This is a genomic window from Methylobacterium sp. Leaf100, assembly GCF_001422845.1.
In the GTDB taxonomy this organism is placed as follows: domain Bacteria; phylum Pseudomonadota; class Alphaproteobacteria; order Rhizobiales; family Beijerinckiaceae; genus Methylobacterium.
In genome coordinates this window covers 172,873-186,649 of the sequence record NZ_LMMW01000034.1, presented here as the reverse complement: position 1 = coordinate 186,649, position 13,777 = coordinate 172,873, and the positions used below count along the sequence as shown (strand labels likewise).

General features: G+C 72.9%; 10 protein-coding genes. 2 read left to right on the top strand and 8 right to left on the bottom strand.

Annotated elements, in window-relative coordinates; all coding sequences use genetic code 11:
* Positions 1–32: 32 nt before the first annotated feature.
* Genes ASF25_RS15510 through ASF25_RS15495 form a run of 4 tightly spaced genes read right to left on the bottom strand, consistent with a single transcriptional unit; the run spans position 33 to position 2,985 of the window.
* On the bottom strand, positions 33–869 hold the full coding sequence (locus ASF25_RS15510) for a heme ABC transporter ATP-binding protein (protein ID WP_056305660.1): 837 nt from the start codon (positions 867–869) through the stop codon (positions 33–35).
* Entirely contained in the window at positions 856–1,905 is a 1,050-nt protein-coding gene (locus tag ASF25_RS15505) for an iron ABC transporter permease (RefSeq protein ID WP_056305659.1), read from the bottom strand. The genes ASF25_RS15510 and ASF25_RS15505 overlap by 14 nt, the downstream gene beginning before the upstream one ends.
* Complete coding sequence (locus tag ASF25_RS15500; protein WP_056305658.1) at positions 1,898–2,785, bottom strand: ABC transporter substrate-binding protein; 888 nt, start codon at positions 2,783–2,785, stop codon at positions 1,898–1,900. Before ASF25_RS15500 ends, ASF25_RS15505 begins: the two co-directional genes overlap by 8 nt.
* Positions 2,782–2,985 carry a hemin uptake protein HemP gene (locus ASF25_RS15495; RefSeq protein ID WP_056305657.1) on the bottom strand — a complete coding sequence of 68 codons (204 nt, stop codon included), beginning with the start codon at positions 2,983–2,985 and terminating at the stop codon, positions 2,782–2,784. The genes ASF25_RS15500 and ASF25_RS15495 overlap by 4 nt, the downstream gene beginning before the upstream one ends.
* 344 nt (positions 2,986–3,329) lie before the next feature.
* Here ASF25_RS15495 and ASF25_RS15490 point away from each other — a divergent pair, with 344 nt between their 5' ends.
* Positions 3,330–4,331 carry a catalase family peroxidase gene (locus tag ASF25_RS15490; RefSeq protein WP_082502786.1) on the top strand — a complete coding sequence of 334 codons (1,002 nt, stop codon included), beginning with the start codon at positions 3,330–3,332 and terminating at the stop codon, positions 4,329–4,331.
* A 156-nt stretch (positions 4,332–4,487) separates the two neighbouring features.
* The gene (locus tag ASF25_RS15485; protein WP_056305655.1) at positions 4,488–5,732 is read left to right on the top strand and encodes a CaiB/BaiF CoA-transferase family protein; all 1,245 of its coding nucleotides are present in this window, start codon (positions 4,488–4,490) and stop codon (positions 5,730–5,732) included.
* A 75-nt stretch (positions 5,733–5,807) separates the two neighbouring features.
* On the opposite strand, the gene ASF25_RS15480 is transcribed toward ASF25_RS15485, so the two are convergent.
* From ASF25_RS15480 to ASF25_RS15465, 4 genes are all read right to left on the bottom strand, one after another.
* Positions 5,808–7,301 carry a DUF4105 domain-containing protein gene (locus ASF25_RS15480; RefSeq protein WP_244473046.1) on the bottom strand — a complete coding sequence of 498 codons (1,494 nt, stop codon included), beginning with the start codon at positions 7,299–7,301 and terminating at the stop codon, positions 5,808–5,810.
* Positions 7,302–7,608: 307 nt separating this feature from the next.
* Positions 7,609–8,466: a DUF4239 domain-containing protein gene (locus ASF25_RS15475; protein WP_056305732.1), complete on the bottom strand. Its 858-nt coding sequence runs from the start codon at positions 8,464–8,466 to the stop codon at positions 7,609–7,611.
* A gap of 144 nt (positions 8,467–8,610) precedes the next feature.
* Entirely contained in the window at positions 8,611–10,011 is a 1,401-nt protein-coding gene (locus ASF25_RS15470) for an MFS transporter (RefSeq protein ID WP_244473045.1), read from the bottom strand.
* Positions 10,012–10,086: 75 nt separating this feature from the next.
* Positions 10,087–13,500, bottom strand: a complete 3,414-nt coding sequence (locus ASF25_RS15465; protein ID WP_056305653.1) for an acyl-[ACP]--phospholipid O-acyltransferase — start codon at positions 13,498–13,500, stop codon at positions 10,087–10,089.
* Between the last annotated feature and the right edge of the window lie 277 nt (positions 13,501–13,777).

Genomic DNA, 13,777 nt, shown 5'->3' with positions numbered 1-13,777 from the left:
CAGACTTGGCAAGACGAGACGCGAGGACGTTGCTAGCCCGCAACAGTCCGGCGCGGCAACAGGAAGGGCTGGTCGCCCTCCGGCACCCGGCCGACGGGCCAGGACACGCCGAACACCCGCGCGATGAGGTCGTCCCGCATCACCGCGGCCGGGGGCCCGTGGGCGACGCGGCGGCCGTCCTCCAGCACCAGCATCGCGTCGGCATAGGCGGCGGCGAGGTTCAGGTCGTGCAGGATCGCGATCACGGCGGTGCCCCGCCGGGCGAGGTCGCGGGCGGCGTCGAGGAGCGCGCCCTGGTGGCGCAGATCCAGGCTGGCCGTCGGTTCGTCGAGGAGCAGCACCTGCGCGGGCGCGAGGGTGCGCCCGGCGGCGAGCTGGCACAGCACCCGGGCGAACTGCACCCTGGCCTGCTCGCCACCCGAGAGGGTCGGGTAGGCGCGGGGCCCGAGATGCGTGGCGTCGGCGCGCGCCAGGGCCTCGGCCAGGATCGCGGCGCGGTCGCGCGGCCCGAGACCCCGGCCGATCCCGTCGAGGCCGATCCGCGCCACCTCCGCGGCGGTGAAGGGAAAGGCGAGGTGCGCGGCCTGCGGCAGCACGGCGCGTAAGCCAGCGAGCCGCCAGGGCGGAATCGCCGCCACGGCCTCGCCCGCATACGCGACGGTGCCGTGGGTGGGTTTGAGCTCCCCGCTCAGGAGCTTCAGGAGGGTGGACTTGCCGGCCCCGTTCGGGCCGACGATCACCTGGAGGGTCCCGGGCGCGGCGTCGAGGGAGACACCGTCGATGAGGCGGCGACCGCCCGTGACGTAGGCGAGGTCGCGGGCGGCCAGAAGCGCAGGCTCATCCCTGGAGGCGACGTCAGGCAACGCCATGCCGCCGCCCCAGCAGCAGCCACAGGAAGACCGGCGCGCCGACGAAGGCGGTGACGATGCCGATGGGCAGTTCGGCCGGGGCGACGACGAGGCGGGCGGCCACATCCGCCAGGACGAGGAAGGCGCCCCCCAGGAGTGCGCTGGCCGGCAGCAGGCGCCGGTGGTCCGGGCCGATGACGAGGCGCAGGGCGTGCGGCACCACGAGGCCGACGAAGCCGATCACCCCGCTCGCCGCGACCCCGGCCCCCACCGCCACTGCGACGAGGAGGATGGCGAGGCGCTTCAGGCGCTCCACCGGCACGCCGAGGTGGAACGCCTCCGCCTCGCCCAGCACCAAGGCGTTGAGGCCGCGCCCCAGGAACGGCACGAGGACGAGGACCGGCAGCAGGGCGGGCGCCGTGGCCCAGACCTTGGTCCAGGTCGCCCCGCCGAGGCTGCCCAGGGACCAGAAGGTGAGGTCGCGCAATTGCCGGTCGTCGCTGGCGTAGACGAGGAGGCCCGTCAGCGCCCCGCTCAGGGCGCCCAGCGCGATGCCGGCGAGGAGCAGGGTGGCCACCGAGGTGCGGCCCGCCCGCGTGGCGATCCGGTAGAGCCCGAGGGTGGCGCCGAGGCCCCCGAGGAAGGCCGCGACGGGCAGGGCCGCGTAGGGCAGCGGCCCCGGCAGCCCCGCCCCGGCGAGGAGGCGGTCGCCGAGGACGATGACGGCGGCGGCGGCGAGGCCCGAGCCCGCCGAGACGCCGACGAGGGCCGGATCGGCCAGGGGATTGCGGAACAGGCCCTGCATCAGGGCGCCCGAGACGGCGAGGCCGGCGCCGACCATCAGGCCCAGCAGGGTGCGGGGCAGGCGGATGTTGAGCACCACCAGGCCATCCCGCCCCGCCTCCGCCGCGCCGGGCGTCAGGATCTCGAGAACCCGGGCCGGCGCGATCCGCACCGCCCCGAGCCCCAGCGAGAGCAGGATCGCCACGAGCACGAGAACGCCGAGACCGGCGAACACGAGGGCGCCGGGCCGGTTCGGCACGGCGGACTCAGTCACGCGGCAGGTCGGGATAGATCGCCCGCATGAGGTCTGCGGCCGCCTCCGGAGTCCTCGGGCCGTAGCCGAGAAGCGCGAGGCCGTCCATGGTCACGAGGGCGCGGCGGGCGGCGGCCGGCGTCTGGGCCAGCGCCGTGCCGCTCGCGAACACGCCCTCGGGCGTCGGCGTGCGCCCTTCGGTCACCATCATGATCACGGCGTCCGGGGCGGCCCCGACGATGGCCTCGTCGGTGATGGGCTTGAAGCCCTCGATGCCCTCGGCGGCATTGACAAGGCCGGCGAGCGCCAGGATGCCGTCCGCCGTGCTGCCGCGCCCGCCGACCATGACGCGCCCGCCGGTCTGCGACAGCACCACGAGGGCCCGGGCCGGCCGGGTCACCCGGGCGCGCTGCCCGGCGAGGGTCGCGAAGCGGGCGGCGACCGCCCGGCTCAAGGTCTCGGCCGGCGCCTCGAGCCCGGCGAGGCGGCCGACCGTGGCGATCTTGTCGAGGACGCCCTCGGCGGTCGACGGCTCGCGGATCGTCTCCACGGGCACGCCGGCCTCCCGCAGCAGGGCCAGCACCGCCGGCGGCCCGGCACCCTCGGCGGCGAGCACGAGATCGGGGCCGACGGACAGCAGGCCTTCCGCCGAGAGGGCGCGGAGATAGCCAGCATTCGGCCGTTCGCGCAGGACCTCGGCCGGGTAGACGCTGGTGGTGTCGACGATGGCGATGCGCGGCCCGGCACCGAGGCGCCACAGGATCTCCGTCACGGCGCCGCCGAGGGAAGCGATGCGGGTGGCCGGCGTCGCAGCCCTGGCGGGCCGGCCCGCCAGGGCGCAGCCGAAGGCGCCCGCGAGCACCGCGCGGCGGGACGGGGGGATGAGGTGCGGCCCGGTCATTTGGTGAGGATCAGCTTGTCGTTGGCGGTCACCCGCAGGCGGTAGAGGGAGCCGGCGTGGAGAATGACGATCTCGCGCCGGCCCTGCAGGAGGGCCGCCGACGTGATGCCGCCCTCCGGCAGGGACGGCTGTGCGGGCTGCCCCCCCGTCCGGCCCGAAGCGCCGGGGTCGCCACGGCCGGCGTCGCTCACATCGGACATACTGTCATCATTCCAAGTTCGAACCTATTTTTCAATCGATCTAAAGAGCTTCCGTCGTCACGCCACCATAAAACCTTTCCGCGCCCATGACGACAAGCAACGAAGACTTTTTCGAACAGTATGGCGGCAGATCGGCGTTGGGAATGCCCTGCGGTCCCACCGGGACGCCTCGAACGCCGCGGCCCGAGCGAGGGGATCCGGCGCGCCCCTGCCCGGTCCGACGAAATCACGGTCCGGACGCGCAGAGAAGAATTGCGCACAATCTAGAATCACTCCATGGTGACGCGTGCGCCGAGCCCGAACGGAAGGGCCGCGTCCAGAATCACGTCGCGGAAAGGCATTTCATGTCACGATCATATTCCCATCTCGGTGTCGTCGTACTGGCCGGTGGCCTGCTCACCGGCGGCGGCGTCACCGGGGCGGCGCAGGCCCAGGACGCCGATCCGGGCGCGATCGTGAACGCCCTGGTCACGGCGGGCGGCAACCAGCCGAAGGTGCGCGCGAGCGGCGCCAAGGGCGTCTGCGTGAAGGGCAGCTTCACGCCGTCCGCCGAGGCGCCCGGCCTGTCGAAGGCCCCGCACTTCACCAAGACCGTGCCGGTCACGGCCCGCTTCTCCATGGGCGGCAGCAACGCGAAGATCTCAGACAAGGCCAAGCCCGTCACCCGCGGCTTCGCCATGCGGATGACCGACCCGTCGGGCGACATGGTCTTCGTCGTGATCTCCGCGCCGGTGTTCTCGACGAAGACCCCGCAGCAGCTCCTCGATTTCGCCACCGTGCGGGCACCGGGCCCGGACGGGAAGCCGGATGCCGAGAAGATCAAGGCGTTCGCCACCGCCAACCCCGAGACGACGCGCCAGGGCGCGTGGCTCAACGCGCGGCCGGTGCCGGCGAGCTTCGCCGGAGTCGATTACTGGGGCGTGCACGCCTACACCCTGACGAACGCCAAGGGCGTGGCCACGGTGGCGAAGCTGAAATGGGTCGCGAGCGCCGGCCAGCTCGGCCTCACTGACGACGAGCTGAAGGCCAAGCCCGACAGCTTCTACGCCGACGAGTTGAAGGAGCGTCTGGCGAAGGGTCCGGCCAGCTTCGACCTCGTGGCACTGCTCGGCGAGCCGAACGATCCGGTGAACGACCCCACCGTCGCGTGGCCGGAGGAGAACCGCAAGGCGGTCAAGCTCGGCACCGTCGCCATCGCGGCGATCGAGCCCGACGCCACCTGCGACGCGGCCACCTTCGATCCCGTGGTCGACCTGCCCGAGGGCGTCGCCGGACCGGCCACCGATCCGATGTTCGCGGTCCGCTCGCCCGCCTACGCCGTGTCCCTGTCGCGCCGGGCGAACTGACCCGGGTCGCATGGGCTCGGCCGGTCCACGACGGCATCCCGCTGTCGTGGACCGCGCGAAACTTCGCTACGGTCGGTGCGCTTTCGGGGCTCCGGCGAGCCTCCGTTCGGGGGCCGGCGCGCCCCCTCGACGACACCGGCGCGCGGGGCGACGCACATGACCAGCATTCCGGCCCCCGGCGGGGCGCTCGCGGGGCTTCGGGTCCTCGACCTGTCGCGCATCCTGGCTGGTCCCTTTGCCGGTCAGGTCCTGGGCGACCTCGGGGCCGAGGTGGTCAAGGTCGAGCGGCCGGGCGAGGGCGACGACACCCGCCGCTGGGGGCCGCCCTACCTGCGCGACGCGGAGGGCCGCGAGACCGATGTCGCCGCCTATTACCTCTGCGCCAACCGCAACAAGAAATCCGTGGCCGTCGACATCGCCACGCCGGAGGGCCAGGACCTGATCCGGGCGCTGGCGTCGCACGCCGACGTGCTCATCGAGAACTTTAAGGTCGGGGGCCTGGCGCAGTACGGCCTCGACCACGCCGCCCTCAGGGCCCTGAACCCGCGCCTCGTCGTCTGCTCCATCACGGGCTTCGGCCAGACCGGCCCGTATGCGGCGCGGGCCGGCTACGATTTCCTGATCCAGGCCATGGGCGGGCTCATGAGCATCACGGGCGCACCGGGGGACGCGGAGGGCGCCGGACCGCAGAAGGCCGGCGTCGCCATCACCGACATCGTGACCGGCCTCTACGCCACCATCGGCATCCTGGCGGCGCTCGCCGCCCGCGCCCGCACGGGCACGGGCCAGCACATCGACCTCGCCCTCCTCGACACCCAGGTGGCGAGCCTCGCCAACCAGGCGATGAACTACCTCACCACCGGGGTGGCGCCGGGGCGACTCGGCAACGCGCATCCCAACATCGTGCCCTATCAGGACTTCCCGACGCAGGACGGCGCCATGATCCTGGCGGTGGGCAACGACGGGCAGTTCGCGCGGGCCTGCGCGGTGCTGGGCTTTCCCGAATGGGGCACGGACCCGCGCTTTTCCACCAACCGGGCGCGGGTGGAACACCGCACCCTGCTGGTGCCCCTCATGGGGGCCGCGACCCGGCAGCGGAGCACCGCCGCATGGGTGGCGGCCCTGGAGCGCGTCGGCGTGCCGTGCGGGCCGGTGAACACCCTGGCGGACGTGTTCGCCGATCCCCAGGTGATCGCCCGCGGCCTGCGCGTCGATCTCCCCCATCCCCGGGCCGGCACCGTGGCGCTGGTGGCGAACCCCCTCAACCTCTCGGGCACGCCCGTCACCTATGCGAGTCCGCCCCCGTCCCTGGGGGAACACACCGGGGCGGTGCTGGCTGACTGGCTCGGCCTCGACGCCCCGGCCCTGGCGGCCCTGCGCGCGGCCGGGGCCATCGGCTGAGGGTGCCGGCACCGCGCCGGGACCCACGCGGCGTCCGGGGGATCGGATCGGTCGCGGGTCGCGGCGGCCACCGCCTCAGGCCGCGCGGGTGGCCGGCTCGGTCCTGGCCACCAGTCCGCGCTTGCGCGCAACGGTCTCGGCCCGCCAGTTGCGCAGCAGGCGCCGCCGGACCCCCTGCCAGCGGATGGCCGGCACCGGCGAGACCGGATCGATGAGGGCGCTGAGGGCGCGGGCGTAGTCCAGCACGAGTCCGGGGGTCCACGTCATCGCGCAGGCGCCGTTGCGCATGAGGGCGGCCGCCCAGAATTCCGGGCTCAGCACCGCCCGGGCCAGCCGGCGCCACGGGGTGCCGTCGCGGGCGAAGCTGCCCTCGACGGCGGCGTCGAGGGCGTTGGCGACCCCCGTCGAGCAGTTCCGGCCGACGAGATTGTAGGTGGCGTCCCGGCGATACCCGTCCCAGAACGCGCGCAGGCGGGCCCCGTCGACCCCCTGGAGGGTGACCGTCACGGTCGCCTCGCACCAATCGTCCGCCTCCGCGCGGTAGCTCGGCAGGAAGCGGCCCGGCACGTCGTTCTCGGGGCCGGCGCGCAGGATCGCCCGCAGGTTGTCGGGCGAGCGGTCGATCTCCACGGCGGGATAGTGGCTGAGATAGAGGGGGCTTTCCTCGGGCGCGCCCGCGAGTTCCAGGGCGGCGTGGCCGGTGGAGACGTGCCCGACCCCGTTCACCGAGACGACGTAGCGGTGGACGAGGCGTTGCCGGGCCGGGATCGTCGCCGTTCCGGTCGGCGTCCAGACATGGACCGTGAGCGTGTCGGAGCCCGCCCCCGACGCGGCGGCCCCGAGGGTGTCCGGCGGACGGCGCAGGCGCAGGCCGAGGACGGTGACCTTGATCCCGGACAGCACCAGGAAGGCGCCGATGCTGAAGCCGACGGTGCCGGCGTACCAGGTCGGGTAGGGCTGCAGGGTCAGGAGTCCGAGGACCGCGCCGAGGCCCCCGTACGCCACCGACCAGCGCCAGCCGGGAAAGCGCAGGACGTGCGCGAGGACGATCCGCGACAGGCCGTCGAACAGGAAGGCGGTGCCGAACAGCATCGCGAGGAGGAAGGTGCTCGAGGCCGAGGCCAGCATCGTCAGCACCGCCACCACGAGGAGCATGCCGGCCTTGAGCAGGCGCAGGCGGCGCGCGGCCCCGGTGGCGACGAGGCCGCGCACGAGGGAAGTCACCGCCTCGACCACGAGGAGCAGGCCGAACCAGCGATCGGGGACGTGGGTGGCGCCGTCGAGGGCATCGATCACCAGGGCGCCGCCGAGCCCGGTCCACACCAGCCCAACGCCGGCGACGAACCTCCAGCGCCGGTGGACCGCCTCGCGTCCGACCAGCAGCAGCCAGAGCGGGAGGGCCCGCGGCGTCCAGGCCCCGGACCGGCCCGCCGGAACACCCGCGGCGGCGGGGGCCCCCGCGGCGAGGCCCAGGAGGCCCTGCTCCTTTGGGCTGAGGGGCGGCGGGCTGAGGGGGGCCGGGCCGGGCGCGGCCTCGCTCCGGCGGCTCGGATTCGACGGGTGGGTCACGCGAACACTCCCCCGGGCGCGCCGGCCACCGGACGTGACGGACGAAGGACACGCCGCCGCGACGCAGCAAAGGAACGCCGCCGCGACGCACGAAAGAAACACCGCAGCGACGGATCCCTCGGCGAAGGGGTCGCGGCCGCCGGTGTCCCGCGCCGACGGAATGATGTCCTGCCGGGATCTTGTCCGGGCAAGCGGGAGTGTTGTCCACCCTGTCCCATCTCCGCCGGTGTCGGCGTGGGCGCGCCGATCTGGCGCGCGGGGGTTGGGGACGCGCAGGTTCGGGACGCGCAGGTTCGGAACACGACGGTCAACGCGGCACCGGCTGGCCGCCGCTCCCGGGGAGCGGCGCCGGGGCGAGGCCGCCGATCTGGCCGGCCTGGTGCGCGAGCATCACCTGCCTGGCCCGCTCGAGCGCCCCGGGCCCGATGGCCAGGGGTCCGTCGAACGGACGTTCGTGCAGGGCGATCACGCACAGGGTGACGACCATCGCCGCCGAGAACAGGAACAGCGTCAGGACCTGCGCGCGGTGCTTGTCGCCGTGCACCATCCCGATGGACACCAGGGTGAGGGCGGCGAGGAAGAGCAGGGTCAGCCACTTCGAATCGTCCTCCTTGGAGGCGCTTAGGGCCAGGCGCTCGCCGCGCGCGTCGCGCAGGGTCATGGCCACGGTCATCAGGGCCGTGTGGGCGACGGCTCCCGCCTCGCTCGTGAGAGCGGGATCGGCGAGGATCCGCATGAGGCCGCTCAAGGCCGCGCCGGCGGATTCCGAACTCTGGCCGCCATTCGCCATCTTCGCCCACTCGTCGTCGATGACCCGCTCGGTGTAGGTGAGCAGCGCCTGGCGGATGCCGGCCATGTTCGAGGCTGTCTCGATGCTGAGGTCGAAGGCCGCGATGAGGTTCGCGCGCTCCTTCTCCACCACGTGGGCGCCCTGCTTCTGGCGCTCCCAGGCGTCGTTGGCGACGAAGCCGGTGAGCAGGGCGAGCAGGATGCTGATCGAGCTGAAGAAGGCCGGCACGACCCCGTCGACGACGCGCAGGAACGTCGGCCGGGTGAACGGCAGGGCGGTGATCGCGATCATGATCCCCGAGACAATCACGAAGAACAGGATGATCAGGCCCACCATCAGCCACATCGGCTGATCGAGCCAGAGCCCCAAGAGCATGTTCGTCTCCCAACCGGCCGCGCGACGCGTCACCGGATCGACCCTTAGGGCAAAGACGCCAACGGCTGGTGAATCCCCGAGGCCCCGCCGGACGCGGCGGGGTCGCGCCGAACACGGTGGGTTCGCGCCGGCGCTTCGGCCCGCTCAGGTCACCGCCCGGCCGGACAGGCCACCCGGCCCGCGCAGCAGCAGCAGGCCGCTGAGCGCCAGGGCGAGGGTGATCGCGCCGAACATGGCGTGGGCCCCGAAGGCCGCCAGGATCGGCAGCAGGACGATGGGCGCCAGGGCGGCCGAGCCCCGCCCCCCGGCCCAGGCACAGGCGAGGGCCGTGGCCCGCACGGGCGTCGGCAGGAGTTCCGTCGCGTAGATCGCCAGGATGCCGCCGTAGATCGACGCGGCGGTGTTGAACGCGATGCCGGCCCCCACCAGGACCGGGAAGGTGCTCGCCCCGGCGAAGACCGTGCCGAAGGCCGCCATGGCGGCCGCCAGGGCGACGAGGCAGGCGCGCCGCTCCAGGCGGTCGACGACGAGGGCCGTGAGGGTGGTGCCGAGGGGCGGCCCCAGGAGCGACAGGGCACCGAAGACGAGGGATTCGTGGATCCGGAACCCCTTCTGCAACATCACCACCGTGCTGAGCAGGGGAAACCCTAGGGTCGCCCAGGGGGCGATGGCGTAGAGGGCCAGGAACCGGCCGGTCCTGCGCCGGTGGCCGGGGTCGGCCAGGAGCACGGCGAACCCCGCCCGCACGGGAGGCGCCGGTGCCGGTCCGGCCCCGTCCGCCACGGGCGGCGGCATGATCCGGGCCGCGCGCTCGAAGCGCCGGCAGGCGTGGTCGGCCTCCGCCCTGCGGCCGACCAGGGCGAGCCAGCGCGGCGATTCCGGCATCAGCCCGAACAGCCCGGCCCCGAGGAGCGCCAGGACCGCGCCGAGGCCGAGCGCCCACCGCCAGGGCTCGACGCCGAGGGGAGGCTCCGGCGCCAGGGCGTAGACCAGCCCGAGGACGGCGGCACCGCCGAGGGAACCGAGGCCGGTGCAGACCAGCAGCATCGCCCCGCGCCGGCGCGGCGGCATCACGTCGGTGAGGTAGGTGGCGGCGAGGGGCGGGAAGCCGCCGATGGCGAAGCCCGACAGGGCGCGCGCCAGGGTGAGCGACGCGGGGCCGGGGCTGAGGGCGGCGGCGAGCGACCCCACGGCCATCAGCGCGAGCGAGGCCTGGAGGGCGCGCCGACGCCCGATCCGGTCGCCGAGCAGGCCGAACACGGGCGCGCCCACCGCCCCGCCGGCGAAGACCGACGCCAGGAGCAGGGCGAGGCCGCCGCGCGGCATGTCGTGGGGCGGCGCGCTGAAGATCGCCGCGAGCGCGTTGCTCAGGGCGACTTCGGCGATGTCCGTGAACAGGCCGAAGGTGCAGACGGCGAGGATCGCCCCGTGGAGCCGGGTGAGCGGCAGGCCGTCGAGGCGCTGGGCCACCGTGGCGACGGATTCGCCCGTGGGAACGCGCCGGCCCGCATCGGGCACGACGGTGTCGACGTGGGCTTGGCTCAACGGGCGGCTCCGGGGGGGCTCCTGGGGGGCGCCGGTTCCGGCCCGTACGAGGGGCCCGAACCGGCGACGACGGCCTCAGGCCGCCGCGGTGGCGTCGCTGCCCGCGCGCTCGCGGGCCATCCGGCTCACGCTCACGGCGTCAACCTTGCCGGTGCCGAGCATCGGCACCTTGCCGACCACCACCTCGGCGGGGATCGCGATCTCCGTGGCGCCCCGGGACTTGGCGTAGGTGAGGTAGGCGGCGCGCGTGGCGTCCGCCTGCTCGGTGAACAGGATCAGGCGCTCGCCCTTGCGGGCATCCGGCACGGCGGCGACGGCGCTGGGCGTGTCGGGCCAGAGCTCGGCGGCGAGGGACTCGACGGCGGCGAGCGACACCATCTCGCCGCCGATCTTGGCGAAGCGCTTGGCCCGGCCCTTGATGGTGACGAAGCCCATGGCGTCGATGGCAACGATGTCGCCGGTGTCGTGCCAGCCGTCCACGGGGGCCTCCAGCACGCCGGGTTTCTCCGCCCGCAGGTAGCCGAGCATGATGTTCGGCCCCTTCACGTGGAGGCGTCCGCCCTCGTCGATGCCGGGGACCGGCTCCAGGCGATACTGGATGCCGGGCAGCAGGCGGCCGACGGAGCCGAAGAGGTTGAACATCGGCGTGTTGAGGGCCACCACCGGCCCGCATTCCGTGACGCCGTAGCCCTCCAGGATGCGCAGGCCGAATTTTTCGGAATAGGTCTTGCGGGTCGTCTGCTTCACCGGCTCGGCGCCGGCCACGATGTAGCGCAAGGAGCGCAGGTCGTACGAATGGGCCATCCGGGCGTAGCCCGTGAGGAAGGTGTCGGTGCCGAACAGGACCGTGGCGTTCGAGCCGTACACGAGTTCCGGCACGATCCGGTAATGCAGCGGCGAGGGGTAGAGGTAGACCGGGACCCCGGAGACGAGGGGCAGGATCAGGCCCGCCGTGAGGCCGAAGGCGTGGAACACCGGCAGCACGTTGAACACCTTGTCGGTCGGCCCGAAATCGATGCGGGCGGCCACCTGGGCGGTGTTGGCGAGCATGCAGCGATGGGCCAGCACCACGCCCTTAGGCGCGCCCTCCGAGCCCGACGTGAACAGGATCGCGGCCGGGTCGTCGCCGCGGCGGGCCACCAGGGGCTTGCGGGGGGCGAGGAAGCCCCGGATCTTGTCGCCCGTGGTCACGGTGGCGCGCACGTCCTCGAGGTAGACGAGCTTCACGGAGCCCTGGATCGCCTCGACGAGGGGGCCGAGGCGGCCCTTCTCGATGAAGGCGCGGGAGGTCAGGATCGTCTCGACTTGCGCCGCCCGGCACGCCGACAGCACGTTGGCGGGGCCGGCGGAGAAGTTGATCATCGCCGGCACCCGGCCGGCGCTGGCGAGCGCGAAGAACGTCACCGCCGCGCCGTTGGCGTTGGGCAGCATCAGCCCGATGGGCCTGCCCTCGGGGGCGAGCGGCATGAGCTTGCGGCCGAGGATGTTGGCGCCCATCACCAGGCGGGCGTAGCTGAGCTTGCCGGTGACCGGGTCTTCGAGGGCGTTGCGGCGCCAGCCGTGGTCGTTGCCGGCCTGGATGAGGGCGCTCATGACGTTGCGGTCGATGTCGGCGGTCTCGAACACGAGGTCCGACATCACGTCGTAGAGGGCGGCGCCCGCCGCCCGGCGGCGGTGCTTGCCCTTCAGGTCCGGGTCGATGGCGAGCTTGACCGGGGCCAGGATCGTCACGGTGACCTTCGGCCACCAGCGGCGCTTCACCTGATCCTTCGACAGGCGCGAGAACGCGGTCTTCTCCAGTCCCTCGATCTTCACCGGCACCACCATGGCGTCGGACTTGTCGGCGATGAGGCCGGCGCCGTCGTAGACCTTCATCAGGCTGCCCGTGACCGTGAGCCGGCCCTCGGGGAAGATGATCAGGGTCTCGCCGTCGCGCACGGCCTTGATCAGGGTGCGGGTGGCGAGCGGCCGGGTCGGGTCGAGGGGCATCGCCTTGGTCATGGCGAGGAACGGCTTCACCCACCAACGCTGGGCGATGCCGTGATCGACGGCGAAGACCGGCTCCCGGTCGAGGAGCGAGAGGGCCAGCGGCGCATCGAGGAACGAGACGTGGTTGAGGGCGATGATCGCGTTGGGGCCGGCCTTGTCGACGTTGTCGAGGCCGCGCACCTCCAGGCGGTAGAACGCCCGGAACACGATGGAGAGGAAGTCGCGGAACGGGCTCGTGGGCAGGACGAGGAGGATCACCACGCCGGCCACGAGGTTGAGCACGCCGATGAGGGTGAGGAGGGCGGCCATGGACCAGCCCGCCCCCTGCAGGGCGGCGAGGCCGAGCGCGCCCGCCACCATGAAGGCGGCGGTGAGCACGTTCACGGCGCCGATGACCCGGGCGCGCCGGTCCTTGTCGGTCCAGGCCTGCACGGCGGCGAAGGACGGCACGATGTAGAGGCCGCCCGCCACCGCGAGCCCGGCGAACGCGACCGTGATGCGCAGGCCCGTGCCCGTGGCGAGGAAGTCTCCGGCGCCCAGGACGGCGCCGGAGACGGGGGCCAAGTGGGCGACGGTCCAGGCCAGATCGAGGGCGAACACGCCCATGAGCAGGGCGCCGATGGGGGTCGGCAGCAGTACGATGCGCCCGCTCGCCAGCCACGAGGCGAGGCCGGAGCCCACCGCGATGCCCACCGAGAACACGGCGAGCAGCAGGGTCACCACGGTCTCGGAGCCGTTGAGGCTGGTCCGCACGAGCACCGGCAGCAGGGCCAGGATCACGGCGCCGACGAGCCAGAACCAGCTCACGATGACGGCGCCGCGCCACATCCGCGTGTCGCGCCAGAGGTCGCGCAGGAGGGCGGCGGTGGAGCGCGCCACGTTGGGATCGACCCGCAGGCCCGGCGCCGCCTCGCCCGTGGCGGGGATCGCCCGGGCCGAGAGCCAGCACAGGACCGCGAACACCATGATGAGGGCGCTGAACGCGAGGGCGTCGCCGCCCATGGCGGTGGCGAGGCCGGCCACGATGGTGCCGAGCAGGATGGCGAGGAAGGTCGCGGCCTCCACGAGCGCGTTGCCGGCGGTGAGCTCCTCGCGCTTCAGGTGGTCGGGCAGGATGCCGTACTTGATCGGGCCGAACAGGGCCGCGATGGTACCGAACAGGCCGAGCGCCACGAACAGCACCGGCACCGAATGCAGCCAGAACCCCGCGGCGGCGGCGGCGGCGCCGAAGATCTCGGCGAATTTCAGCCGCTTGGCGATGAGCGCCTTGTCGTAGCGGTCGGCCATCTCGCCGCCGAGGCCCGACAGGATGAAGAACGGCCCGATGAACACCGCGCCCGCCAGGGTGACGAGCATGCCCGAGCCCTCGCCGGTGCCGCCGACCTTGAACAGGATCAGGAACACGAGGGCGTTCTTGAGGAAATTGTCGTTGAAGGCCGAGAAGAACTGGCACCAGAACAGGGGCGCGAACCGGCGCGTGGTCATCAACGTACGGAACATGGGTGTCTCCTTGGCGGCACCATGACTGCCCGGCGGTCGGCGAAGCGTCAAATCCCGCCACGACCCGTGCTTATTGAACGTCGTTCAAAAAATCAGGGCGCGCAATCCGCTCCGTGACCGTCCGCGTCCCGCCCGTGCGCCGGCGCACGGGCGGGACGCGGACGTACGTCTTGAGGGGGAAGCCCTTACAAAACGCACCGATCCTTGCCGGCTCCCGCCCTGAACCCGACGGTTGAGCGGGCGTTCTGTGCCAGACTAACCTTTGTGGGTCCAACAC

Coding starts and splice junctions, on each gene's coding strand:
- ASF25_RS15485 (WP_056305655.1), top strand. CDS start 4,488: ATGACCAGCATTCCGGCCCCCGGCGGGGCGCTCGCGGGGCTTCGGGTC.
- ASF25_RS15475 (WP_056305732.1), bottom strand. CDS start 8,466: ATGCTCTTGGGGCTCTGGCTCGATCAGCCGATGTGGCTGATGGTGGGC.
- ASF25_RS15465 (WP_056305653.1), bottom strand. CDS start 13,500: ATGTTCCGTACGTTGATGACCACGCGCCGGTTCGCGCCCCTGTTCTGG.
- ASF25_RS15495 (WP_056305657.1), bottom strand. CDS start 2,985: ATGTCCGATGTGAGCGACGCCGGCCGTGGCGACCCCGGCGCTTCGGGC.
- ASF25_RS15490 (WP_082502786.1), top strand. CDS start 3,330: ATGTCACGATCATATTCCCATCTCGGTGTCGTCGTACTGGCCGGTGGC.
- ASF25_RS15510 (WP_056305660.1), bottom strand. CDS start 869: ATGGCGTTGCCTGACGTCGCCTCCAGGGATGAGCCTGCGCTTCTGGCC.
- ASF25_RS15500 (WP_056305658.1), bottom strand. CDS start 2,785: ATGACCGGGCCGCACCTCATCCCCCCGTCCCGCCGCGCGGTGCTCGCG.